The following is a 24,247-nucleotide window of genomic DNA, read 5'->3' on the forward strand; positions in this document are numbered from 1 at the left end:
GTGTCTCGTCGATCTGATACAGCCATTTCGGCGACCTGGAGTGGATCAAGCCCGGGACGCCGACGAGGAGGCCGGGACGCCGACGAGGCCCGGTCGACGAGTGTCGACCGGGCCTCGCGGTGGTGTCTTACGGGCGGGCGTTCGGCTTGAGCGGGGTCTTCACCGCCGCGTACGCGTCGACGATTCCGTACCCGTAGAAGCCATTGAAGTTGACCCCACCGGCGCAGTACGCGTCGAAGGTCTCGTCCCGGCCCTCATTGCGGTACTGCTGGAGGCGCGGCTCCGGGCAGGCGTGCTCGGCGGCCGTGCGGTAGAGGTGCTGCTCGACCAGGTCCGGGGACATGCCAAAGCCACCCCGGCCCTGCGGCTTGCCGTACCGGCTGACGATCAGCGCGGCGACACCGGCGGCGTGCGGGGACGCCATCGAGGTGCCCTGGAGGTAGGTGTAGTAGCCGCACTCACCGTTGGCCTTGCACTGCTTGAAGACGGACTCCTCGAACCCGGCAACGATGTTGCCGTCGGCGTCGACCGAGCCCTCCTCCTGGAGCACGTGCTTCGGGTAGGACGACAGGATCATGTTGGCGTCGGCACGGTAGGTGTCCGTGCCGAAGCCATCGCGGAACCAGCCGCCCGGCGCGGCGACCGAGATCTGCTCGGTGCCGTAGTTGGAGAAGTCCGACTTCTTGCCGGACGGGCCGACCGACGACACACCGATGACGTGCGGGCCCTCGGTGGGCAGATCCCAGCAGCTGTTGTTGTCGATCGGGCGCGGGTACGGGTCGGCGCCGTAGTCCGGGCTGGACGTGTCGGTACGCGGCGCGCCCAGGTCCTCGTGGTTGTTGCCGAGCGCGCCGACCAGGGTGACGCCCTTGTTGTGGGCGAAGACCAGCGCCCGCTTCATGGCCTTGATGATGGCCCGCTGCTCGGCCTGCGCCTCCGGGGAGTCGGCCGGGTTGGCGGTGCAGTTGTAGAGCCACGGGTCGACGTAGAACGACATGTTGACCACGTCGATCCCGGAGCGCCCGGCGTAGACCAGCGCGTTGACGACCGGGTCGAGGAAGAAGTAGCCGGAGTCCTGGCCGCCCTTCAGCTCGACAAGCGAGACGTTCGGGGCGACACCGGAGAGGCCGAAGCCGTTGGCGGCCGCGCCGATGGTGCCGGCCACGTGGGTGCCGTGCCCGCCGTCGTCGGTGCCTACCGCGTCGAGGCAGCTCGGCACCTCGCACGGGCCGTCCACGTCGGTCCGGTCGGGCGCGAAGTTGCGCGACAACGCCCAGTTGAAGTTGGGCGCGATGTCCGGATTGCTGGCGTCGACGCCGGTGTCCAGCACGCCGACGGTCACCCGGCGGTCGCCGGGCTCGACCTTGCGGGCCTTGTCGGCCTGGATCATCTCCAGGCCCCAGAGCTTGTCGTCGAGCGGGTCCATCTTTGCGCCCCGCCGGGCTGCGGTACCCGCTGCGACCGACGCCGCCATCAGGTGCTCCTGCTCGACCCGGTCGAGCTTCGGCTTGCGGCCGATGGCCTTCTGCTCGGCGGCACCGATCAGGCTCGGGGCTGCCGTCGCCTTGGCGGCGAAGTCGGCCCGATCACTGGTGACCTGGAACATGCCGACCTCGTCGGAACGGGACACCACAGTGCCGCCGGCTGCCTGGATGGCAGCGACGGCCGTGTCGGCGGCGAAGCCGTCCTCGGCGACGACGGTGAAGGTGCGGGAGGTGCTCGGCGCGGCGCTGGCCGGTACACCCAGGCCCGCTGCCGTAAGTGCCAGTGCTGCCGCGGTCGCGACGGCACCGACGGTGAAGCGCTTGCTCACCACATCGGATCCTCTCGTTGAGGGACGTGGCAGCCATCACACAACACCCGCCCGGTTTACGCCAGGTGAACGTCCGTTATGGCGGTGAATCTCTCCTTCATCCGCCCAGCTCGATGCCCACATCCACCCGGTCGGACGACCCCGCCGCCAGATTCGACAGGACCACTGGCAGGTCGGCCAGGGTGGACACCTCCGCGTCGGGGGTGAAGCCGCCCGGGCGGGGCAGCCCGCGCCGGTTCAGCCACACCGACCGCAGGCCGGCCCGCCGGGGTGCCACCACGTCGTGCTCCCACGAGTCGCCGACGTACACGATCTGCTCGGCGGGGACTCCGGCGGTCGCGACCACCGACGCGTAGAACTCCGGGGCGGGTTTCTTGGGCAGGCCGTTCTCGTGCGCGTACACCTCGAAGGCGAACTCCCCGGCGAGCCCGCAGCGTTCGGCGCGGCTGTTGCCGTTGGTGGCGAAGCCCAGCGTGTACCGGGTGCGCAGCGCGGCCAGGGTCGGCGGGGCGTCCGGGAAGGGTCGGGTGAGGGCGAAACGGCGGGCGAAGAAGAGGGCGGCGATCTCGTCGAGGTGGTTGTCGAGCCCGGCGCGGGCCAGCGACCGGGCCAGCGCGGCGCGGCGGATCTCCAGCACCGGGGCGGCGCTCAGCTCGCCGAAGACCGCTCCCCAGTCGGACTCCAGCTCGGCGAGCGTCACGTCGGCGGCGTCCGGCGTACGACGCCGCATCTCGTCAAGGACGGTCACCAGCCCGGCGGTCACCGCCGGCCGCAGGTCCAGCAGGGTCTCGTCGGCGTCGAACACCACGGTGGTCAGCACGGCACCCACTCTCTCACCGCGCGGCGGCCGCGAGCTCACCGCGCGCTGGCCGCCAGCGCGGGCTCACCGGTGGCGGGCGCGGGCGTACCGCGCAGCTCGTCGAGGCGCACCAGGGCGACCCCGGCGACGATCAGCGCACCGCCGAAGAGCTGCCAGGCGGTCGGCAGTTCGTCGAGGAACAGCCAGGCGATCAGCACCGCGAACAGCACCTCGGTCAGCCCGACGAACGACGACAGCCGGGGGCCGAGGATCCGGGTGCCGGCGATGCCGGCGAGGTACGCGATCACGGCGGCGACCAGGGTGAGCCCGACGATGGGTAGCAGCCAGGTGGTGCGGTGCCCGGCGAAGGTGACGTCGCCGAACGTGGCGCGCAGCGGCAGCAGACCGGTCAGCCCGACGAGGAGCAGCACGGCGGCGCCGACGGCCATCCCGCCGCTGGCCATGGCGACCGAGGGCAGTCGGGGGTCGACCCGGCCGGCGAGCACGAAGTAGCCGGCCAGGCCGAACGCGGCACCCAGTCCCCACAGCACGCCGACCGGGTGGAAGCCGGCGGTACCGGTGAGGTCCAGGACGAAGGCCAGCCCGCACAGGGCGGCGGCCGAACCGGCCACGGTGAGCCGCCGGGGGCGCTGGCCGTGCCGCAGCCACATCCAGCCGACGACCAGGATGATGCCCAGGTACTCCAGCAGCAGTGCGATGCCGACTGGCAGGTAGCGCACGGCGTTGAAGAAGCACACCTGCGCCAGCGCCACCCCGAGCAGCCCGAACATGACGACCGCCGCGCTGTTGCTTCGCAGGACGTGCCACCTGCCACGCAGGGACAGCAGGGCGGGGATCGCCAGCACCAGGGCGGCCACGCCGACCCGGGCGATGACTGCGGCCTCGGCCGACCAGCCGGCTTCGATGAGCGACCGCGCGAAGGTGCCCGAGGTGGCGAACGTGACAGCGGAGAGCAGCGCCAGCGCGGCGCCGACGGTGGGTCGTGACTGCATCTCGCGCTCCTCGGGGGACGACACGGTGTCATGAGCAAACTATCCTTGTGCTCATGACGCTAGGCGGCCGACGTGACAGGAGTCAAGTTGCTATTCGCTCATGACACCGAATGTTCGTTGATCGCCGCCACCGCGTTGGTCAACACCGCGGGCCGCGACGGCGAGCTGCTGCCCGACGTCGCCGCGCTTGACGCGTTCTTCACCCGGCACGCCTACAGCGGGCGGCACGAGCACACCGACGCCGAGCTGCGTGCCGTGCGGCAGTTGCGGCCCCGGCTGCGCCGGATCTGGCAGGCCGAGCCGTCGGAGGTCGTCGCCATTGTCAACGCCCTGCTGCTGGAGCACCGGGCGTTGCCGCAGCTCATCGAGCACGACGACGAGCCGTACCACCTGCATGCCGTACCCCGCGACGCGCCGCTGGCCACCCGGATGGCGGTGGAGGCGGCGATGGCGATCGCCGACCTGGTCCGCATGGGCGAGCTGAGCCGGTTGCGGATCTGCGAGTACCCGGACTGCGACAACGTCGTCGTCGACCTGTCCCGCAACCGGTCGCGACGATTCTGCGAGGCCGGCTGCGGCAACCGTGCCGCGGTGACCGCCTACCGGGCCCGCAGGGCCGCCGGCCGCCCCTGAGCGGCGTCGGCCCGTAGCTCGTACTCCACCTCGCCGTGCTCGGTCCCCGGGATCGGGTCGTCGAACTGGAGGTGGAACGTGCGCGCATAGCGCAGCCCCGCCTTCACCATCACCCGCCGGGACCGCTCGTTGACAGCCATCGTCTGCGCCCACACCCGACGCACGCCCACGACGTCGAAGGCGTACCGGACCAGCGCCCGCGACCCCTCGGTGGCCAGGCCGCGCCCCCACGTCGAGCGGCGCAGCCGGTAGCCCAGCTCGGCCTCGGTGCCGTCCTCCGACGGGTCGAGGGCGAACCAGCCCAGGAAGTCACCGGTCTCCCGATCGAGGGCCGCCCACCGACCGAGGCCGGGATGCCTGTCGTACTGCGCGAGCAGCTTCGGCAGATGCTCGTCCCGAACGGTGGCGCGCGGGGTGGCGACGCCGCCGGTGAGGAAACGCATCACCTCGGGATCGCTGTCCAACTCGACAAACGCGTCCACGTCGGCCATGGTCAGCCGCCGAAACCGCAGCCGCTCGGTCCCGGGAGGAACCAGGTCACCGCCATCCATGACCGGATCATCGCGCCCGCCGCAGGAGACCGTCGAGCCGATTACCCGCGACCGCCGTCGCGCGCCAGGCGGTCGCGTCAGCGCGGCGGCGCGACCACGAAGAGCCGCCAGGAGTACGCGTCGACCACGAGCACGGGCCCGTCCGGGTCCTTACTGTCTCGCACCCCGACCACGCCCCCAAGGTTCGTAGCCACCTCGACGCAGTTGGCGTCCTGGTTGCTACGGCTGCTTTTGCGCCAGCGAGCGCCGGTCAACTCCACGACTCGGCCACCTCGTTCATGAAGTCGATGGACGCCTGCGGGGGCAGGGCTTCGCCCAGGGTAACTTCCCAGACCCGCTGCAACCGCAACAGATCCTGTGGTTGGTCCAGCTCCTGGCCGCGAACCTGACAGTCCAGGTAGGCCACCTCGGTGCCGTCGGGCAGGGCGGCGAGCGCGAACTGCCCGCCCAGCCCTGGATACTCCTCGGCGGATCGCGGCACCACGTGCAGTCGGACCCTCGGGTGCCCGGTGGCGATGCTGGCCAGGTGCAGTGATTGATCGGGCATCACCTTCCGTCCGCCGACCCGCCGCCGTAGCACCGCCTCGTCCAGCACCGCCACGATCTGCGGCGCACGGTCGCTGGTCAGCACGTCCTGGCGATTCATCCGGTCGGTCAGTCGCCGGTCGACCTCCTCGGGAGTGAGCAGGCCGCCCGCCTCGAAGACCGCTCGCGCGTAGGCCTCGGTCTGGAAGAGCCCCGGCACGTAGCGGGGCTCGTACCACCGAAGCGTGCGCGCCTGCGCGAAGATCGTTTGCCAGCCGCGCAGCCAGGGCTGCGCCCGGTCCATGCTGACCAGCTCGGTGGACATGCGGCCGAAGAGGCCGCCGGTGTCCAGGGCACGGTCGACGAGTTCCAGGTACTTGCCGGTGGGCGGCTGCTGCCCCAACTCGACCGCGCTGACCATTGACGGCGAGTAGTTGACCGCCTTGGCCAGTTCGTCCTGACTCCAGCCCCGGCGGACGCGCGCCCGGCGCAGCTCCGTGACCAGGAACGCCGCCGCCGTCATCTGCCCATCGGCCATGACCTGCCGCCTCTCCACCCCGTCGACGATCAACTCCAGCCGGCCGCCAGCGGCGTCACCACCGGAAACAGGACGGCTGTGACGACGCGGCCAAACCCTTCCGACCGTAGTCGCCCGATCACCAGACTGTGAAGTGCGGCACCGCTCCCCGTCCCCCGGGCCCGGCGGCGTCGTACGGGACCGCCCGATCCCCCGTGCCGGGCGGTCCCACCCCACCCACCAGACCCACCAACCGAGCACGCCGATCCGACCACGCCGACCAGGCCACGTCGACCGGGCCACACCGGCCCGGCCACACCGATCGCACCCCGATTCGGCGCGATCTTGGCGCAGCGTCGCGCCATCTCGGTGCCGTCCAAGCGAACGCTTTGAGATCTTGGACAGTTTCCGTTAGCGGCTAACGGAAACTGTCCAAGATCTCGCTGGGTCGCGGTGGTTGAGGCGGATTGAGGTCGGTTGAGGCGGATGGCTGTCATCGTGCGATCGGCCATGATCTCGACAACGTCGGGGCCGAAGCGAGACGGTCCGCGGGGAGGTGACATCAGAGAGGGGTCAGCTCGAAAGGACTCCCACGCCATGTGCCGGACCGCCCCGGACGACCACGTGACCGCGCCCCGTCGACCGCACCTGCCGCTGCGTCCACTCTGGCTCTGCCGGGTCTGCGCCGCGCCGTGGCCGTGCCCGGTGGCCCGACTCACCCTCCGCCGGGAGTACGCCCACGACCAGATCGCCCTGAGCATCTACCTGTGCACGGTCCTGCACGACGCGGCCACTGACCTGTATCGGCTCAACCCCCAGGGCGGCCCGGACCCGAGGGCCCTCTTCACCCGGTTCCTCGCCTGGGCGACACCGCGCGGCGACCCGCACTGAACGGCACCCCGGCGACCCATGCAAAGCGGCACCGCGGGGCGACCCGCACTGAGCGACACCGCGGCGACACGCGCAGAGCGGCACCGCGGCGACCCGCACTGAGCGGGCACCCGCCGGTCAGGGGTGGGTCATCCGGAGCAGGTCGAGCACCTCGTCGAGCTGGGTCTCGGTGAGCTTGCCCGAGTCGACGTGACCTCGGGAGATCACGACCTCCCGGATGGACGCCTGCTTGGCCAGCGCCTCCTTGGCGATCGAGGCGGCCTCGTCGTACCCGAGGTAGCGGTTCAGCGGGGTGACGATCGACGGCGACCCCTCGGCGTACGCCAGGCAGACCTCGGCGTCCGCGACCAGGCCGGCCACCAGGCGGTCGGCGAACAGCCGACTCGCCGCAGCCAGCAGCCGGATCGACTCCAGCAGGTTCCGGCCCATCACCGGCAGCATGACGTTCAGCTCGAAGTCACCCTGTGAACCGGCGAAACCGACTGTCGCGTCGTTGCCGATCACCTGGGCGCAGACCTGCCGCATCGCCTCGGCCACCACCGGGTTGACCTTGCCGGGCATGATCGACGAGCCGGGCTGGAGGTCGGGGATGCGCAGCTCCCGCAGGCCGGCCCGGGGGCCGGAGCCCATCCAGCGAATGTCGTTCGCGACCTTGTAGAGACCCACGGCGATGGTCCGCAACTGCCCCGAGGTCTCCACCAGCGCGTCGCGGGCGCCCTGCGCCTCGAAGTGGTTGCGCGCCTCGGACAGCGGCAGCCCGGTCGACTCGCGCAGCTTGCCGATAACGGCGGCGGCAAAGCCGAGTGGGGTGTTGATCCCGGTGCCCACGGCCGTGCCGCCCAACGGCAGCTCGGCCAGCCGGGGCAGCGAGCCCTCCAACCGCTCGATGCCGTAGCGGACCTGGGCGGCGTACCCGCCGAACTCCTGCCCGAGGGTGACCGGGGTGGCGTCCATCAGGTGCGTACGCCCCGCCTTCACCACCGTCTCGAACTCGGACGCCTTGGCCTCCAGCGCTTCGGCGAGGTGGGTCAGCGACGGCAGCAGATCCTCCGCGATGAACTGGGTGGCCGCCAGGTGGATCGAGGACGGGAACACGTCGTTGCTGGACTGGGAGGCGTTGACGTGGTCGTTCGGGTGCACGGCCGAGCCCAGTTCGCGGCTCGCCAGGGTGGCGATCACCTCGTTGGCGTTCATGTTGGACGACGTTCCGGAACCGGTCTGGAACACGTCGACAGGGAACTGGTCGTCGTACCCGCCTTCGGCGACGTGCGCGGCGGCGGCGGCGATCGCGGCGGCCACGTTGGCGTCGATCACGCCCAGCTCGCCGTTGACCTCGGCCGCGGCACCCTTGATCTGGGCCAGGGCCTTGATCTGGGCCGGTTCGATGCCCCGTCCGGAGATCGGAAAGTTCTGCACCGCGCGCTGGGTCTGCGCCCGCCACAGCGCCTCGGCGGGCACCTCCACCTCGCCCATCGAGTCGCGTTCGATCCGGTAACCGGTCGTCTCTGGAGTCGTCACGCGTACCATCCTGCCGCGCCCGTGGCCGACCCGCAGATGATCCGTCAGCCCAGCTCGGCGAGCAGCCGTTCCACCTCGTGCCGGTCCGGCGACTCGACCTGGCGGAACAGGGCCAGCGCCCGGGTCAGGTGCGCGCGTGCCGCCGACGGGTCGGTCGTACGCAGGCAGCGGCCCATCCCTTCCAGCGCGCGGCCCTGCTCGTATCGGGCGCCTATCTGGGTCGCGTCGGCGAGCACCCGGCGGTACAGGTCGAGCGCGCTGGTCACGTCGCCCTGGTCCAGGATGGCCCGGGCCAGCAGGTTACGCGAGCCGCACTGGGCGATGCGGTCCCCCGCCTCGGTCATCGCGACGAGCGCCGCGCGGTGCAGGTCGGCGGCCCGCTCCGGGCGGCCGGCCTCCCGTTCCATCATCCCGATCTCGTTCAACACCTCACCCTCACCGAACCGGGCGCCCACCTGCCGCTTGATGTGCAGCGCGGCCCGCAGCAACCGGGCGGCCGGTCCCGCGTCACCCATCCGATGCCGGATCATCCCGAGGTGCCCGAGGGCGTTGCTGACCCGCCGCGGGTCGCCGACCTCGCGGGCGATCCCCAGGTGCCGTCGGGCGGTCAGCAACGCCTCGTCGTTGCGGCCCCACAGCAGCAGGGTCATCGACAGGTTGTTGAGCTCGTTCGCCAGCGCCCCCTTGTCACCCATCCGCGTCGCCAGCGCCCGGGCCTCGTCGTAGCACTCCTGGGCACGGCGGAACCGGAAGTCCGCGGCGTACGAGGTGCCCAGGTTGCCGAGGGTGTTGCGGTACTCGCGGCGCAGACCGAGCTGGCGGAAGATGCCGAGCGACCTCTCCATCAGCCGGGTCGACTCGGAAAAATCGCCCAGCCGGTAGTGAGCCGAGGCGAGATAGTTGAGCATCGTCGCCACCGCCCGGTCGTCGCCCAACTCCTCGGCGGCACGCAGGCCGGCGGAGTGCGTCTCGATCAACTCGTCCAGGCGACCACTCTCGAACTGGGCGTGCCAGCAGGCCCTCGCCAACTGCCAGCACTGCCCGAGCAACCGCTCGGTCTCCGCCAGCCGGACCAGAGCCGTCCACAGCGGCAGGTTCTCGTCGAGCCAGGCGCCGCCCCGCTCGGCGGCGATCGAGACCAGGTCGGCGCGGAGCGGCTCGGCCACCACGATCAGCGAGTGGGCCGAGGAGAGTTCCCTCGTGCGGGCGATCGCCGCGGCGACGTGCAGGTGGTGATCGAGCAGGCGCTCGATGCCGTCCCGCCGCTCGACCGCCCGCTCCGGCTCGGCCACCAAGGTCCGCGCGTACTCCCGGACCAGGTCGTGCAGCCGGTACCGGCCCGGCTCTGCCTCCTCCACCAGGTGCGCGTCGACCAACTCGTCCAGCAGGTCCTGCGCATCGGGCAGGGGCAGCTCGGCGAGGACGGCGGCGACCGGGGTGTCGAACCGTACCCCCGGGTGCAGGCCGAGCAGCCGGAACGCGCGCTGCGCCGCCGGCGACACCTGGGCGTACGACAGGGCGAAGGCCCGACCGACGGACCGGTCGCCCGCTTCGAACTCGGCCAGCGGGTCCGGTCGGCTCGTCAGCCTCTCGGCCAGGTCGGCGATACGCCAGCGGGGCCGATGCGCGAGCCGGGCACCGGCCAGCCGAATGGCGAGTGGCAGGTGCCCGCAGCGGCGGACGACCTCGGTGGCCGCCTCCGGCTCGGCCGCCACACGGTCGACACCCACCACGTGGCCCAGCAGCTCGACGGCCTCGTCGGTGTCGAGCACGGGCAGCGACGACGGTCGACCCTCGTCGACACCGACCAACCGGCGACGGCTGGTGATGAGGATCAGGCAGTGCGAGCCGTTGGGCAGCAGCGGAGTCACCTGGTCGGCGGTGGCCGCGTTGTCCAGCACGAGTAGGGCTCGCCGGCCGGCCAGCTCCGTGCGCCAGAGCGCCAACCGGTCGTCCTGGTTGGTCGGCACCCGCTCGGCGGGTACACCGAGCTGCCGCAGCAGCGTGGCCACCGCCGCGGACGGTGTCAGCGGGGTGCGCTCACTGTGCCCGTGCAGGTCGATGTAGAGCTGGGCGTCCGGGTAGTCGTCCGCGAGGGCGGTCGCGAGGTGCACCGCGAGCGTGGTCTTGCCGCTGCCGGCCATCCCGTCGATGAGCTGGATCCGCGCGCCGGCCTCCACGTCCTTCGCCAGCCGTGCCAGCGTCTGCTGCCGGCCGGTGAAGTCACCGATCGCCCGGGGCAGCGAGCGGACCGGCGCGATCGGTCGGATCTCCCGACCGGCCAGGGCGAGGTCGCCGGCGAGCACGCGCTGATGCAGCGCCTGCAACTCGGCGCCCGGCTCGATGCCGAGTTCGTCCGCGTAGGAGCGCCGGCCCTCCCGGTAGACCGCGAGCGCGTCCGCCTGTCGGCCGACCGAGGACAGCGCCACCATCAGTTGGCCCCGCAGACGCTCCCGCAGCGGGTGCCTGTCGACGCTCTCGGCAAGCTCGTCGATCAGCTCCGCGGCGTGCCCGAGGCGTAGCTCGACGTCGACGCACTCCTCCAGGGCGGTGAGGCGCTGCTCATCGAGCGCCTGCGCGCGGCGACGGACACTGCGGCTGGGGATACCGCCGAGCGCCGGCCCGCGCCAGAGTGCCAGGGCCGAGCGGTACCGCTCACCCGCGTTGGCCAGCCGACCGGCCGCCGCGGCGGCCCGGGCCTCCTCGACGCCACGGGCGAAGACCTCGGCATCCAGGTCGCTCGGGGCGGTGCGAACGCCGTACCCGGCCGGATCGGTGATGATGGTTTCCGGGGCGAGCCCCAGCTCGGTGAACCGGCGACGCAGCCGGGAGACGCAGGTCTGCAACTGGGCCCGGGCGGTCGCCGGCGGGCGCTCCTCCCACACCGCGTCGACCAGCTCCTCGATCGGCACCAGCCGGCCGGCACGGAGCAGCAGCATGGCGAGCACGACCCGGTCCCGGCCAGCGGTGACGGTGGACTCGCCACCGCCGACGCGCAGAGGCCCCAGGATCCCGAACCGCATTCGCTCCCCCGCGTCGATGGCGCAACTTCCAGCAGCGTAGCCCGACGATCACGGATCGCCGCATTGTGGTGATAGTGATCTGAGAGCGGATCGAGTGCGGTGCGCCGCAGACTCGGTCCGGGTTGTCGGTGACGACATCCGACGGGGGCGGTGCGCCCTCCCACCCCAGGGGCGGGGCGCACCGATGTCGGCAGAGCACGGACGACCGAAGGGGTGCCGGGCGAGTTCGCCCGGCACCCCTTCGCGTACGCGTCAGTCAGCGGCGGCCGACGGTGAGCACCGGCTTGGTGACCTCGGCGAAGAAGTCGTTGCCCTTGTCGTCGACCACGATGAAGGCCGGAAAGTCCTCCACCTCGATCTTCCAGACCGCCTCCATGCCCAGCTCCGGATATTCGAGCACCTCGACGTGCTTGATGCAGTCCTGGGCGAGGCGGGCCGCGGGGCCGCCGATCGAGCCGAGGTAGAAGCCGCCGTGCTGCTGGCAGGAGCGGGTCACCTGACCGGACCGGTTGCCCTTGGCCAGCATCACCTGCGAGCCACCGGCGGCCTGGAACTTCTCCACGTACGCGTCCATCCGCCCGGCTGTGGTCGGGCCGAACGAGCCGGACGCGTACCCCTCGGGGGTCTTCGCCGGGCCGGCGTAGTAGACCGCGTGGTCGCGCAGGTACTGCGGCATCGGCTCACCGGCGTCCAACCGCTCGGCGATCTTGGCGTGGGCGATGTCGCGGGCCACCACCAGCGGCCCGGACAGCGACAGTCGGGTCTTCACCGGATACTTGGACAGCTCGGCGCGGATCTCGTCCATCGGCCGGTTCAGATCGACCCGGACGACCATCTCGGAGTCGAGCGAGTCGTCGGTGACGTCGGGCAGGAACCGTGCCGGGTCGGTCTCCAGTCGCTCCAGCCAGACGCCCGACGGGGTGATCTTGGCGACGGCCTGCCGGTCGGCCGAGCAGGAGACGGCGATCGCCACCGGGCACGAGGCACCGTGCCGGGGCAGCCGGACCACCCGCACGTCGTGGCAGAAGTACCGGCCGCCGAACTGCGCGCCGATGCCGAAGTTGCGGGTCAGCTCCAGCACCTCCGCCTCCAGCTCCACGTCCCGGAAGCCGTGGGCGCTCATCGAACCCTGCGTCGGGAGAGCGTCCAGGTACTTCGCGGAGGCGTACTTCGCGGTCTTCAGCGCGTACTCGGCGGAGGTGCCGCCGATGACGATGGCCAGGTGGTACGGCGGGCAGGCGGCCGTGCCGATCAGCCGCAGCTTCTCCTCCAGGAACTGCATCATCCGCGTCGGGTTGAGCAGCGCCTTGGTCTCCTGGTAGAGGTACGACTTGTTGGCCGAGCCGCCACCCTTGGCCATGAACAGGAACTTGTACGCGTCGGGGTGCCCGTCCGGGTCCTCGGCGTACAACTCCACCTGGGCCGGCAGGTTGCTGCCGGTGTTCCGCTCGTCCCACATGGTCAGCGGGGCGAGCTGGGAGTAGCGCAGGTTGAGCCTCGTGTACGCCTGGTAGACGCCCCGCGAGATGGCCTCGGCGTCGGCGCCGTCGGTCAGCACGTGCCGGCCACGCTTGCCCATCACGATCGCGGTGCCGGTGTCCTGGCACATCGGCAGCACGCCGCCGGCGGCGATGTTGGCGTTGCGCAGCAGGTCCAGCGCGACGAACCGGTCGTTCGGCGACGCGGCCGGGTCGTCGATGATCGCCCGGAGCTGGGCCAGGTGCGCCGGGCGCAGGAAGTGCGCGATGTCGTGCATCGCCTCGGCGGTCAGCGCGGTGAGCGCGGCCGGCTCCACGGTGAGGAAACGACGGCCCCCCGGGCCGTGTACGACGTCCACGCCCTCGTCGGTGACCAGGCGATAGTCCGTCTGGTCGGGACCGGTCGGCAGCAGAGGGGCGTACGAGAATGCGGCGGCACTGCTCATGAGCGGCAAGCCTAGGGCAGACCGGTCGATCATTCCCACCCGCCGGGCTGGGTCTGGGACGCCGCTCTCATCCCCCGAGGTCCGCCGCGCTCCGCGCACCGACGTCCCGCCCGCTCAGCCGTCCTTGCCGCCGTCGGGATCGGGACACAGCTCACCCTTGGGCCCGCAGTCGCCGTCGCCGTCGTTGCCCCGCCCGGGGCCGGTGCCGCCGGGGCCCGGGTTGCCACCGTCGCCGGGAGGCGGGACGGGGGCGCGTCCGGTGGCGCCGAAGCGGACGTACCCGATCTCCCGCCCCTCACCGATGATCATTCCCTGCGACCCGACGGCGAGGGCGTTCGCGGAGGTCCGCAGGACGGCCAGTTCCCGGGCGCTGCGCGGGTCGAGGGCGACCAACCTCGACGGCTTCTCGTCGGCGAGCACCGCCGCGTACGGGGTGAGCGCGGCGCCGGCCTTGGCACTGGCTGGGCGGGTCCACCGCACCCGGTCGGCGCCGAGTTCACGGGACACCACCGAGCGCTTGTCCGCGGAGCGGAACACCGCGTAACGGTCGTCGACCGCGACGAGCTTGGTGCTCGCCTCGCCGACCCAGAGCAGCCGCCCGTCGTACCCGTCGATGACCGCCTCGCGGCCGTCCGAACCCACGCCGATCAGGACGTTGCGCGCTCCCTGCGGGTCCTCGCGCTGGACGCAGCCGGCGGTGTCGGCGGTGCGCAGGTTGACCCCGGCCCGCTGCCACGCCTCCTGCCCCGTCGCCGGATCCCGCGCCGAGATGGCGAAGTAACAGGTGCCGTCCTGGGATCGGGCGGCGATCCGCAGCATCCGGCCGCCCACCACGGAGAGCCGCTCGTCCCGGCCCGGCTCGACGTTCTGCAGCACCCGGCCGGTGGCGGTGTCCACGACGTGCACCCGGCCGTCGACCGGGAAGCCGAGCAGCGGAGGCACCGGCTCCGGCCCGGCCACCCCGTCGTCGATGCGGGTGGCGGTGAACCGGCGGGTGCCGCGCAGGCCCGGGTTGTCGGCGAGCAGGCCGCTGTGCACGCCGGGCAGGAAGGCCGTCCACAGTGGGGCGGTGCCCCGGGGGTCCCACGCGCTCAGGGTGCAGTCGGTGGCATCCGTGCAGCGGGCGTCCAGCAGCAGATTGCGGTACGTCCACACGGCCACGGCGTCGTCGTCGCGTCGCCGGGTCGCCCCGGTGGTCGGGTCGAGCAGTTCGTACCCCTTGACCAGGAGCTTGCCCACGGCGACGACCGAGTCGCGGTCGCCGCCCGCGACCGCCGACCAGTCCGCCCTGCGTTCCCAGAGCTGGGCGCCGGTGGCCAGGCTGCGGGCCTCCACCCGGGTGCGCTGCTCGACCACGACGGCGTCGCCGGCGATGGTCACGCTGCGCGGGGTGCCGCCGACCCGCTGCTGCCAGACCACGTCCGGCTCGGAGATGGGTTCGCTGCGGTCCACCCACTCCCACAGGCCGGGGAACGGGTTCCACACGCCGGTGGCGGCGAGGGCGACGACCACGGCGAGGCCGAGCAGCAGCCCACCGCGCACGCTCCCCTTCGCCACCCGCACACCGTAGCCACGATCACGGATCTTCCGTACGCCCCGCGCCGCCGTGTCGCCGCGCTTTCTGGGCCCGGAGGTGTTACGTGGGTGTTCGTCCCTCGGCCCGGACGGCGCTGCGCACCAGGGGCAGCGTGCGGTAGGGGATCTGCTCCGCCAGCGCGATGATCGTCGACGCGCGGGTGATGCCGGCGGACGAGACGATCTGGTCGATGACCCGTTGCAGGTCGGTGTTGGAGCGGGCCACGATCCGGCAGAGCAGGTCGCTGGAGCCGGTGATGGTGTGCGCCTCCAGCACCTCGGGGATCGCCGCGAGGTGAGCGGTGACCGGGTCGTGGCCCTGCCGTTGACTGATCTCCAGCGTGACGAAGCTGGTCACCCCGAACCCGATCGCGGCCGGCGAGATCTCCGGGCCGAAGCCACCGATGACACCCCGGTCGACCAGCTTGTCCAGCCGGGCCTGCACGGTGCCCCGGGCCACGCCGAGCCGCCGGGAGCACTCCAGCACCCCGATCCGCGGCTCCTCGGCGAGCAGTTCGACCAACCGCACGTCGAGCACGTCGAGCTGCACAGCTTGCTCACCCTTCATGGGTTCTGACCATACCGAATGCACAACCTGACCAGCATTTACGCCGACAGTTGCCCACTCGACGCCCGCACCGCGATCCTTCGGTCAAGAACCGGCCCACGAGGCCGGCCGGTACGCGAGGGAGGCCACCATGACCCAGGCGATCGACCGACCCCAGTCGACCGAGGACGTCGACGTCGACCGGCTCGTCGGCGCTGTCGACCACGACATCAGCCACGACCCGTTCCCCGTCCGTGGGCTCGACCACGTGCACTTCCTGGTCGGCAACGCCAAGCAGGCCGCGCACTACTACTCCACCGCCTTCGGCATGACCTGCGTGGCGTACCGGGGCCCTGAGCAGGGCTACCGCGACCACGCCCAGTACGTGCTGACCAGCGGCTCGGCCCGGTTCGTGCTGACCGGCGCGGTCCGCCCGGACGCCGACGGCGCCGAGCACGTGGCGAAGCACAGCGACGGGGTCAGCGACATCGCGCTGGAGGTGCCGGACGTCGACGCCGCGTACGCGCACGCCGTCGCCCAGGGCGCCACCGGCGTCGTCGAGCCCCACGAGGTGAGCGACGAGAACGGCACCGTCCGGATGGCGGCCATCGCGGCGTACGGCGACACCCGGCACACCCTGGTCGACCGCTCCCGCTACCGCGGCCCGTTCCTGCCCGGCTTCGTGGCCCGCGGCCCGATCGTGGACCGGCAGCCGATGATCGACGCCGGCATCCAGCCGAAGCGGTTCTTCCAGGCCGTCGACCACGTGGTCGGCAACGTGGAGCTGGGCCGGATGGACGAGTGGGTCGAGTTCTACAAGCGGGTGATGGGCTTCTCCAACATGGCGGAGTTCATCGGCGACGACATCGCCACCGACTACTCGGCGCTGATGAGCAAGGTCGTGGCCAACGGCACCCGCAAGGTGAAGTTCCCGCTCAACGAGCCGGCCATCGCGCGTAAGAAGTCGCAGATCGACGAGTACCTGGAGTTCTACCAGGGGCCCGGCGCCCAGCACATCGCCGTCGCCACCAACGACATCGTGGCCAGCGTCGACGCGATGCGCGCGGCCGGCGTGGAGTTCCTGGACACCCCGGACTCGTACTACGAGGACCCGGAGCTGCGCGCCCGCATCGGCAACGTGCGGGTGCCGATCGAGGAGCTCAAGGCCCGCAAGATCCTCGTCGACCGGGACGAGGACGGCTACCTGCTGCAGATCTTCACCAAGCCGGTGCAGGACCGCCCGACCGTCTTTTTCGAGCTGATCGAGCGGCACGGCTCGCTGGGCTTCGGCAAGGGCAACTTCAAGGCCCTCTTCCAGGCCATCGAGCGGGAGCAGGAAGCCCGCGGCAACCTGTAACACTGTCGAGCGTGACGCAGCCTCCGCCGTACCCGACGCCGCCGGTCGGTGGGCCTCCGCCCGCCGCCGGCGGCGTCGCGCCGCCGCCCGGACAGATCCCCCAGGGGTACGCCGTGCCGCCGCAATACGCCCCACCCGGGTACGCCGCGCCGCCGCAGTACGCGCCGCCCGGCTACGGCCCACCGCCGTGGTATCCCGGCCCACCCCGGCCGATGGCCCCGCCGCCGACGCTGAGCCCGGGCGGGCAGCCGCTGGCCAGCTTCAGCGACCGGCTGCTGGCCGGCCTGATCGACTGCGCGGTCTTCATGGTGGTCGGCCTGGTGTTCACCGTGCCCGCGATGATCTACTTCTTCGTCGTCATCGCGCCGGACCTCTTCCAGGTCGCCTCGGACGGCACCATGGCGGAGCCGGATTTCTACAGCGACCTCGTGCTGCCCCTGCTGTGGCTGGACCTCGCGATCATCGCCGCTTCGCTCGTGCTCTCGTACGTGTACTACGTCGAGATGATGTTCCGGACCGGCCAGACCCTCGGCAAGAAGACCATGAAGTTGCGGGTCGTGCCGCTCGATCCGACCCGCACCCTCGACCGCTGGACCGCCGCCAAGCGGTACCTGGTGCAGCAACTCGCCGGCCTGGTGCCGGGGGTCAGCTACCTCGACGGGTTCTGGCAGCTCTGGGACAAGCCCTGGCAGCAGTGCCTCCACGACAAGGCCGCCGAAACGATCGTCGTTAAGGTGGCCTCGTGAGCGAGCGAACCAGCAGGTCCAGCAGCGTGGCGCCGCACGCCGACGCGCAGCGAAGCGGAGCGTCGGCGTGAGCGTGCAACCCGGCTGGTATGTCGACCCCGCCGACACCGAGACCCGGCGGTACTGGGACGGCGAGGGTTGGCTCGGCGCGCCCATTCCCGTCGACGCCACCCCGCCGGACGGGCCGCCGCCGATCGAGCCGCCGCCCGCACCGGTCGCCTCGGCCGCACCCGCGACTGCCCAACCGGTGAGCACCGCGCCGGGCTGGCCCCCGCACTCCGGGCCGGCCCCGCAACCCGGGCACGGTCCGCAGGCCGCCCCGGGTTGGGGCCCGCAGGCCGGCCCGCCCGGCTGGGCGCCACCGGGCACGCCGCCCGGCTGGACGCCGCAGGGCGTGCCGCCCGGCTGGGCCCCGCCCGGCGGTCCCCCCGGCTGGCTCGGCCGACCGCCCGAGCCTCGGCCGCACGGGCTCAGGTTGGCCGGTTACGGCCGCCGGCTCGTCGCCCGGCTGATCGACTTCGGTCTCGTGTTTGCGCTGAACGTACTGGTCAACGGCTGGTTCGTCTGGCGGTGGCTGGACGAGCTGATGCCGTACTGGCGGGAGGCGTTCCGGCGGGGCCTGGAGGGCAACACCTCCACCGAGGGGATGCCACCGATCAGCGAGCAGACCGGGCTCCTCCAGGTGGTGATCGTGGTGATCGCCACCGCGCTGTGGCTGGCGTACGAGGTGCCCGCCATGGCGGCCAACGGGCAGACCATCGGCAAACGGGTGATGCGGATCAAGGCGGTCCCGATCGCCGCCGACCAGCCGTTGGGCTTCGGTCGGGCGCTGACCCGGTGGACGACACTGGGCCTGCCCACCCTGCTCTGGTACTGCGCCGGGCTCGGCCTGCTGCTGCAACTGGTCGACTCGCTGTCCCCGCTCTTCGACCACCCGCTGCGCCGGGCGCTGCACGACAAGCGCGCGCAGACGGTGGTCGTCGAGGTCCCCGCCACCGCCGCTTCCCCCGCCCCAGACGACCACCCCCAGCCCTCGGGAGACACCCCATGACCGACTCCGGACGTCACGAGCCCGCGCTGCGGCTGACCCGCGCCGACCTGGACGCGCTGCCCAACTACGTGCCGGGGCGCAGTCCTGCCGACCTGGCCCGCGAGCTGGGTCTGCCGGAGGCCATCAAGCTGGCCAGCAACGAGGTGCCGTACGGGCCGCTGCCGGGTGTGGTCGAGGCGGTCACCGAGGCGGTCATGGCCTCGCACCGCTACCCGGACATGGGCGTGGTCGCGCTGCGCGACGCGTTGGCACAGCGCTACGGCGTGGACGCGGACCGGATCGCCACCGGATGCGGGTCGGTGGCGCTCGCCGAGCACCTCGTCCGGGCCACCTGCCTGCCCGGTGACGAGGTGCTCTACTCGTGGCGGTCGTTCGAGGCGTACCCGATCATCGCGGCGACCAGCGGCGCGACAAGCGTGCGGGTGCCCAACGACGCCGGGCACGGGCACGACCTGGCGGCCATGGCGGCGGCGGTGACCGACCGGACCCGGATGATCCTGGTCTGCAACCCGAACAACCCCACCGGCACGGCCGTACGCCGGGCCGAGCTGGACCGGTTCCTCGACGCGGTGCCGGACGACGTGCTGGTGGTCATCGACGAGGCGTACCGGGAGTTCGTCACCGACGCCGAGGTGCCGGACGGCCTGGACTACCTGGACCGGCCGAACGTGGCGGTGCTGCGCACCCTGTCCAAGGCGTGGGGCCTGGCCGGGCTGCGGATCGGCTGGCTGGTCGCCCAGCCGGTGGTGGCGGCGGCCATCCGCAAGGTGGTCACGCCGTTCTCCACCAGCACCGCCGCCCAGGCGGGCGCGCTCGCGGCGCTGACGCAGGCCGGCGAGATGGAGCGCCGCTGCGCGCTTGTCGTCGCCGAGCGGGACCGGGTCACCGAGGCGCTGCGCAAGTTCGTGCCCGACGTGCCGACCAGCCAGGCCAACTTCGTCTGGCTGCCGCTGGGCGACCGGGCCGTGGCGTTCGGCAAGGCGTGCGAGGCGCGCGGGGTGATCGTCCGGCCGTTCGCCGGGGACGGCGTACGGGTCACCATCGGCACTCCGGCCGAGAACGACGCGTTCCTGGCCGCCGCGGAGGCCGCGCTGACCTGAGCGGCGCACTGTGTGACCAACCAGTGACATAAGTACCTGTTTGTCTGGTTTCACGTGCCATTTGCCCTATCTTCCGAAGTAGCCGGTGCGGCGTGGACCCGCGCCGGCTCACTTCGAGAAAAACGGGGTAACGAACAGTGCGTACTGCCAAGATCTGTCTCGCCGGAGCGGCCGCCGCCGCGATGGTCGGCTTCCTCGCCGCACCAGCCGCCGCAGCGCCCACCGACACCACGACCACGACCTTCGAAGTGCTCGCCGGCACCCTCGACATCGCCGCGCCGACAACCGCCGACCTGGGCACCGGCGCACCCGGAGGCACCATCACCGGACCGCTTGGCGTGGTGACCGTCACCGACTCCCGGGCCGCCGCCGACGCGACCTGGATCGCCTCGGTGACGGCGACTGTGTTCCAGACCGGCACCGGCTCCCCACCCGAGACGGTCCTTCCGGAAGAGATCGACTACTGGTCCGGCCCGGCGGCGGGCGCCGTCCCCCCGACCACCGGTAACGGCACCTTCACGCCGGGACAGCCCACCGCGGGTGCTGCCGCACCCCTGTCCAGCACCATCCCCCTCACGGCGTTCACCCACAGTGGCGGCACCGGCGGCAACACCGCCAACTGGAACCCCACGCTCGTGGTCAACGTCCCGCTGGACAGCATCGCGGGCGTCTACACCGGCACGGTGACACATTCGGTCGCGTAGCCGCCGGGGGCGGTCGGCCATCGCGGTCGCGCTCGCTCTGTTCTGCCTCGCCGGTCCGGGTTCGTCGACCCGGGCCGGCGCGGCCGAGCCGGACGCGGGGTCGGACGAGGGCAGCATCGGGATCCGGTTGCTGGAGGCCCCGACCAACCGCCGCGACGACCCGCGGGCGCTGCGCTACATCGTCGACCACCTACCGCCGGGCACCACCATCAAGCGGCAACTGCTGATCGTCAACCGGACGGGCGAGCCGCGCCACGTCGACGTGTACCCGGCGGCGGCGACCCTGGGGAGTTCGGCGTTCATTTTCGGTGAGGGTCGCGCGGCCAACGAGCTGACGTCCTGGACCACGCTCGATCGCAGCGCCGTAGAGCTGGAACCGTGGGGCGAGACCCGGGTCCGGGCCACAATCACCGTGCCGCCGGCCGCCTCCCGGGGCGAGCGGTACGGGGTGCTCTGGGCGTCCACCACCTCGAAACCCCGCGCGAACGGCGAGGTCGAGCAGATCCACCGGGTCGGCGTCCGGATGTATCTCGACATCGGTCCCGGCGGCGAACCGGCTTCCGACTTCTCGATCGGCGACCTGCGACCGGCCCGCGGCCCCGAGGGCGTGCCGTCGCTGACCGTCCAGGTCACCAACACCGGCGGCCGTGCCATCGACCTGACCGGCGCGATAACCCTGAGCGACGGGCCGGCCGGCAGCCGGGCCGGCCCGTTCCCGGTCGGGGAGGGCGTCAGCCTGCCCCCGGGCGGCGCCGGGCAGGTCGTCGCCCGGTTTCCCGCCGAACTGCCGAACGGCCCCTGGAAAGCCGAGGTGAACCTGGAGAGCGGACTGGTGAAGCGGAGCCTGACCGCACAGATCCGATTCCCCGACCCGGGCCAGGCCGGCCGCAAGGGCACCGTCGTCTCCCGCGCGCTGTCCCCCTGGACGCTGGGGGCCACCGTCGCGGCACTGCTGCTGGCCACCGGTCTCGCGGTGTTCCTGCGCCGGTCCCGCCGCTCACGCCGCTCCCCTGCCGCTGCGCCCCGCGAGCGTGTCCCGGCCGGACGGTGACACCCGCCGGCGTGCGTCAGCTGGGTCGGCGGCGGCGTGCGCCCAGCCAACCGACGACCAGCAGGGTCAGGCCGAGCGCGACGAGGAGCAGAACCGACCCACCCGAGCCGGTCACCGGCAGCTCTCCACCGTGGCTGGGCGTCGGAGTGTGCGGATGCCGGGTCGGCGTGGGCGTGGGCGGGGTGACGGTCGGCGAGGCCGGCACCACCCCGAAGGTGACACCCGTGTCGTCCGACGGTGCGACCCGCACGGCGGCGAACGCGCTCGCCGCCGTGTCGTCCGACATGAGCGCCGGCGGCACCGTGATCACCAGGCTCGCGGTGGCGGCGAGCAGGCCGCCGACCCACCATCTGGCTGCCCTGCTGCCCATGCGTCGACCCCTCTCACCAGAAACCTGAACCGTGAGAAAAGTACCTTTTCTGGTCAGAAATGGGGGAAAGTTTCATGGTCCGGTGCCCCGATCAGGTGGCGGCCAGGATCACCGCCTCGGAGGTCAGGTAGTAGCGCTGGTCGTCGCCGTTCGGGTCGACCGGCTCGCGCAGCCGTTCCACAGCGACGTAGCCGTCCTCGGCGGAGACCGCCCCGGGCGCCCAGCCCGTGCCGTCCGAGCCCACGTTGAGCGTGTAGCGGGAGAGCAGCGCACCGGTCCCCGGGTCGAGTGTCACCAGCTCGTTGGCCTCGGTCAGCAGATGCGCCCGGCCGGGCTGCACCGCGAGCACCCACGCCGGTCCCAGGCCGGCGAAACGCCACAGCTCGGCGCCCGTTCGCGCCGACCGGCCCACCGCCACCCCGTCGACGACGGCGACGGCCTGGTCACCGGCCAGTGTGGCCCCGGCCGGGTCCAGCGCGGGCGCGGCCAGCGGCCCGCCTTCGCCCAGCAGCCAGCCGCGGCCACCGGCGTCCCCGGGGCCGGCCGTCCGCAGGCCCAGGCAGCCCGACCGGCCGGTACGACATCCGAGCGGGGTGACCACCAGCCGATCCGGGCCGCTTGGCGGTCGCCAACGCTCACCCACGACACCCGTCGCGGCATCCCGGAACTCGATGAGGGCCGGCCCGGCGCAGGTGTCCAGGCCGATCAACTGCCCGGTCGCCGTGGTGCCGAGGTCGCTGCGGCAGGCGCCGGGCAGATCGGTCCGCCACAGTTCCCGGCCACTGGACACCTCCACCCCGCTCGCCTGAGTGTTCCCGGTGACCGTCAGCACCGTCCGGCCGTCCGCCGAGTCGGCGAGGAACAGCCCGCGCGCGTCCCAGACCGTGGCGGCCCCGGTCCGCCGGATCACCGCCGCGCTCGCAGCGGGCACCGGGCCGTCGGCCCGCCACCGCACCCGCCCGGTGGACGCGTCGAGCGCGACGAGCCGGCCGTCTGACCAGCGACTGATCACGGTGCTGCCGCTCGCCACCACCCCGGTCAGCTCCGCCGGCCAGCGCCGGTACGACCAGTACGGCGTGGTCCGGTGCCGCCCGTCGACCGGTCGGTCGGCGTAGACCTGGCGGTGGGCGGCGTACACCCGCAGCCTTCCATCCACGATCAACGGGGCGACCGGCAGCCGACCGACCACACCGGCGGGCGGTCGCGGCGCGGCCGGATATGCCCCGCGCGCCGGTGTGCTCACCTCGGCCGGCGCGAGCACCCGGTGGACGATGACCGCGACGGCTGCCACGGCGAGCAGCACCACCGCCACCCCCAGCACGAGCCGTCGCCGGCCTCTCGGGAACCCCATGCCGCACCTCCGCCCGGCACCCTACCCAGCGCAACCGACCGGACCCCGGCCAGGTTGGACGGGCCGCGGTGAGCGGGTCAGGCGGCCTCGACCGAGCCGAGGGTGCCGGCCGCGACGGCCAGGTCGGCGAGATCACGCCGGAGCGCCACCTCGACCGCCCGAGCGGCGAGGCCACCGAGCAGCAGGGCCACCACCCGGCCGTACGGATCGGTGGGCACGGCTTCCTGGGTGACCGTTATCGCCGTGCGGGCGCGGCGGCGACGCCGGACCGGCCGCAGGCTCCAGGTGATCCGGTAGTCCGCGCCGGCACCGGAGGAACAGAGCACCAGCCGCTGCGGCGCGAGCGCCTCCACCACCAGGAACTCCTCGGTGAGTGTGCCGCCGCCCGGCTGGGCGCGCGCCTCACGCCAGGCGGTGCCCGGCCCGAACGGGCCCGGGGTCAGCACCTCGACCGGGCCGGCCGCGGTCAGCCGGGTGGCCCGGCCGGGCAGGTCGGTCAGCAGACGCCAGACATCGACAGCGTGCGCCTCGATGAAACCGGTAACCGCCACCGTCGACATGCCACCCTCCCGTGTCGTCGACGGTACGCGCGGTGAGGGCCCAACGAGGGCCCCCGGGCGGAATTTCCACCGCCCGGAGGCCCCGTTGTCCGTTTCGGCGGTCGCCTGGCACCGATCGTCGACAGGTGCCCGGCGTGCCGGTCAGCGATCGAAGCGACCACCCCTGATCGCGCCGATGAACGCTGTCCACCCCGGCGGGCTGATGGCCAGCGTGGGTCCGGCCTGGTCCTTGGAGTCGCGGAGAGCGACCAGACCGAGGACGTCGACCAGGTTGTCCGCCACCTCCACGCAGAGCCCTTGGTCGTTGGAGCGGCTGCTGGTGCGCCAGAGCGCTCCGGTGAGATCGTGCATCGTCGTTACCTCCGTGTGCGTCGGGATGCCCCACCCCCGGCGGCCGGGCGAGATCCGGCGGTACGGGTGGCAGGGCGACGTGATCCGCGTGACCAACGGGGTAACCAGGCTTGGTGATCGCACAGACGGTGCGATCACGAGTCTCATCGATGAGACGGCCCGACGGGCGGGCGCTCAGGCGGCTCCGACGCGGGCCGAGGTGAACCGACGGACCCTTTGCTCTGCTTCAACGGACGCAACAGCGAGCGGCCCCAGGTGTTGCGTGGGGTGAAGCAGA

At 72.1% G+C, this 24,247-nt stretch carries 23 protein-coding genes; 8 read left to right on the top strand and 15 right to left on the bottom strand.

Features of this window, described 5'->3' with window-relative positions; all coding sequences use genetic code 11:
- Positions 1-127: 127 nt before the first annotated feature.
- The 3 genes from ACGGAQ_RS26165 to ACGGAQ_RS26175 form a co-directional block, all read right to left on the bottom strand.
- A complete protein-coding gene (locus ACGGAQ_RS26165; protein WP_393053455.1) occupies positions 128-1,813 on the bottom strand; it encodes a S8 family serine peptidase in 1,686 nt (561 codons plus the stop codon).
- 97 nt (positions 1,814-1,910) lie between these two features.
- Positions 1,911-2,633, bottom strand: coding sequence for an HAD family hydrolase (locus ACGGAQ_RS26170; protein WP_393053458.1), 723 nt, complete (start codon positions 2,631-2,633; stop codon positions 1,911-1,913).
- A gap of 35 nt (positions 2,634-2,668) precedes the next feature.
- Complete coding sequence (locus ACGGAQ_RS26175; protein ID WP_393053461.1) at positions 2,669-3,625, bottom strand: DMT family transporter; 957 nt, start codon at positions 3,623-3,625, stop codon at positions 2,669-2,671.
- Positions 3,626-3,712: 87 nt separating this feature from the next.
- Here ACGGAQ_RS26175 and ACGGAQ_RS26180 point away from each other — a divergent pair, with 87 nt between their 5' ends.
- Entirely contained in the window at positions 3,713-4,258 is a 546-nt protein-coding gene (locus ACGGAQ_RS26180; RefSeq protein WP_393053812.1) for a CGNR zinc finger domain-containing protein, read from the top strand.
- On the opposite strand, the gene ACGGAQ_RS26185 is transcribed toward ACGGAQ_RS26180, so the two are convergent.
- From ACGGAQ_RS26185 to ACGGAQ_RS26195, 3 genes are all read right to left on the bottom strand, one after another.
- On the bottom strand, positions 4,225-4,809 hold the full coding sequence (locus ACGGAQ_RS26185) for a GNAT family N-acetyltransferase (protein WP_393053464.1): 585 nt from the start codon (positions 4,807-4,809) through the stop codon (positions 4,225-4,227). The genes ACGGAQ_RS26180 and ACGGAQ_RS26185 overlap by 34 nt on opposite strands.
- Before the next feature lie 77 nt (positions 4,810-4,886).
- Positions 4,887-5,069: a DUF397 domain-containing protein gene (locus tag ACGGAQ_RS26190; protein ID WP_393053467.1), complete on the bottom strand. Its 183-nt coding sequence runs from the start codon at positions 5,067-5,069 to the stop codon at positions 4,887-4,889.
- Positions 5,060-5,872: a Scr1 family TA system antitoxin-like transcriptional regulator gene (locus ACGGAQ_RS26195; RefSeq protein WP_393053815.1), complete on the bottom strand. Its 813-nt coding sequence runs from the start codon at positions 5,870-5,872 to the stop codon at positions 5,060-5,062. The genes ACGGAQ_RS26190 and ACGGAQ_RS26195 overlap by 10 nt, the downstream gene beginning before the upstream one ends.
- Before the next feature lie 576 nt (positions 5,873-6,448).
- Here ACGGAQ_RS26195 and ACGGAQ_RS26200 point away from each other — a divergent pair.
- The gene (locus ACGGAQ_RS26200; protein ID WP_393053469.1) at positions 6,449-6,742 is read left to right on the top strand and encodes a hypothetical protein; all 294 of its coding nucleotides are present in this window, start codon (positions 6,449-6,451) and stop codon (positions 6,740-6,742) included.
- Positions 6,743-6,859: 117 nt separating this feature from the next.
- On the opposite strand, the gene ACGGAQ_RS26205 is transcribed toward ACGGAQ_RS26200, so the two are convergent.
- The 5 genes from ACGGAQ_RS26205 to ACGGAQ_RS26225 form a co-directional block, all read right to left on the bottom strand.
- On the bottom strand, positions 6,860-8,269 hold the full coding sequence (locus ACGGAQ_RS26205; protein ID WP_393053472.1) for a class II fumarate hydratase: 1,410 nt from the start codon (positions 8,267-8,269) through the stop codon (positions 6,860-6,862).
- Between the two features lie 35 nt (positions 8,270-8,304).
- Complete coding sequence (locus ACGGAQ_RS26210) at positions 8,305-11,283, bottom strand: BTAD domain-containing putative transcriptional regulator (RefSeq protein ID WP_393053475.1); 2,979 nt, start codon at positions 11,281-11,283, stop codon at positions 8,305-8,307.
- A 256-nt stretch (positions 11,284-11,539) separates the two neighbouring features.
- Positions 11,540-13,207, bottom strand: coding sequence for a fumarate hydratase (locus ACGGAQ_RS26215; protein ID WP_393053478.1), 1,668 nt, complete (start codon positions 13,205-13,207; stop codon positions 11,540-11,542).
- Positions 13,208-13,321: 114 nt separating this feature from the next.
- Positions 13,322-14,764, bottom strand: a complete 1,443-nt coding sequence (locus tag ACGGAQ_RS26220) for a PQQ-binding-like beta-propeller repeat protein (protein WP_393053481.1) — start codon at positions 14,762-14,764, stop codon at positions 13,322-13,324.
- Positions 14,765-14,843: 79 nt separating this feature from the next.
- Positions 14,844-15,350 carry an Lrp/AsnC family transcriptional regulator gene (locus ACGGAQ_RS26225; RefSeq protein ID WP_354857416.1) on the bottom strand — a complete coding sequence of 169 codons (507 nt, stop codon included), beginning with the start codon at positions 15,348-15,350 and terminating at the stop codon, positions 14,844-14,846.
- A 130-nt stretch (positions 15,351-15,480) separates the two neighbouring features.
- On the opposite strand from ACGGAQ_RS26225, the gene hppD reads away from it, so the two are divergent.
- The 6 genes from hppD to ACGGAQ_RS26255 all read left to right on the top strand — a co-directional run bounded on the left by hppD (position 15,481) and on the right by ACGGAQ_RS26255 (position 21,338).
- Positions 15,481-16,686, top strand: a complete 1,206-nt coding sequence (hppD, locus tag ACGGAQ_RS26230) for a 4-hydroxyphenylpyruvate dioxygenase (protein WP_393053484.1) — start codon at positions 15,481-15,483, stop codon at positions 16,684-16,686.
- 11 nt (positions 16,687-16,697) lie between these two features.
- Positions 16,698-17,432: an RDD family protein gene (locus ACGGAQ_RS26235; protein ID WP_393053487.1), complete on the top strand. Its 735-nt coding sequence runs from the start codon at positions 16,698-16,700 to the stop codon at positions 17,430-17,432.
- 67 nt (positions 17,433-17,499) lie between these two features.
- Complete coding sequence (locus ACGGAQ_RS26240) at positions 17,500-18,483, top strand: RDD family protein (protein ID WP_393053490.1); 984 nt, start codon at positions 17,500-17,502, stop codon at positions 18,481-18,483.
- Positions 18,480-19,583 (top strand): histidinol-phosphate transaminase, encoded by a 1,104-nt coding sequence (hisC, locus tag ACGGAQ_RS26245; protein WP_354857425.1) that lies wholly within the window; start codon positions 18,480-18,482, stop codon positions 19,581-19,583. Before ACGGAQ_RS26240 ends, hisC begins: the two co-directional genes overlap by 4 nt.
- A 137-nt stretch (positions 19,584-19,720) precedes the next feature.
- Entirely contained in the window at positions 19,721-20,287 is a 567-nt protein-coding gene (locus ACGGAQ_RS26250) for a hypothetical protein (RefSeq protein ID WP_393053493.1), read from the top strand.
- A 127-nt stretch (positions 20,288-20,414) separates the two neighbouring features.
- A complete protein-coding gene (locus ACGGAQ_RS26255; protein WP_393053496.1) occupies positions 20,415-21,338 on the top strand; it encodes a hypothetical protein in 924 nt (307 codons plus the stop codon).
- A 16-nt stretch (positions 21,339-21,354) separates the two neighbouring features.
- Here the strand turns inward: ACGGAQ_RS26255 and ACGGAQ_RS26260 are convergent, their stop codons facing one another.
- From ACGGAQ_RS26260 to ACGGAQ_RS26275, 4 genes are all read right to left on the bottom strand, one after another.
- On the bottom strand, positions 21,355-21,708 hold the full coding sequence (locus ACGGAQ_RS26260) for an LPXTG cell wall anchor domain-containing protein (RefSeq protein WP_393053499.1): 354 nt from the start codon (positions 21,706-21,708) through the stop codon (positions 21,355-21,357).
- 91 nt (positions 21,709-21,799) lie between these two features.
- On the bottom strand, positions 21,800-23,059 hold the full coding sequence (locus tag ACGGAQ_RS26265; RefSeq protein ID WP_393053502.1) for a PQQ-binding-like beta-propeller repeat protein: 1,260 nt from the start codon (positions 23,057-23,059) through the stop codon (positions 21,800-21,802).
- Positions 23,060-23,136: 77 nt separating this feature from the next.
- Positions 23,137-23,619 (bottom strand): SRPBCC family protein, encoded by a 483-nt coding sequence (locus tag ACGGAQ_RS26270; protein ID WP_393053505.1) that lies wholly within the window; start codon positions 23,617-23,619, stop codon positions 23,137-23,139.
- 141 nt (positions 23,620-23,760) lie between these two features.
- Positions 23,761-23,970, bottom strand: a complete 210-nt coding sequence (locus ACGGAQ_RS26275) for a DUF397 domain-containing protein (RefSeq protein ID WP_354857433.1) — start codon at positions 23,968-23,970, stop codon at positions 23,761-23,763.
- Positions 23,971-24,247: the final 277 nt, after the last annotated feature.

The organism is Micromonospora sp. NPDC047557, assembly GCF_043205095.1.
Classification (GTDB): Bacteria; Actinomycetota; Actinomycetes; order Mycobacteriales; family Micromonosporaceae; genus Micromonospora.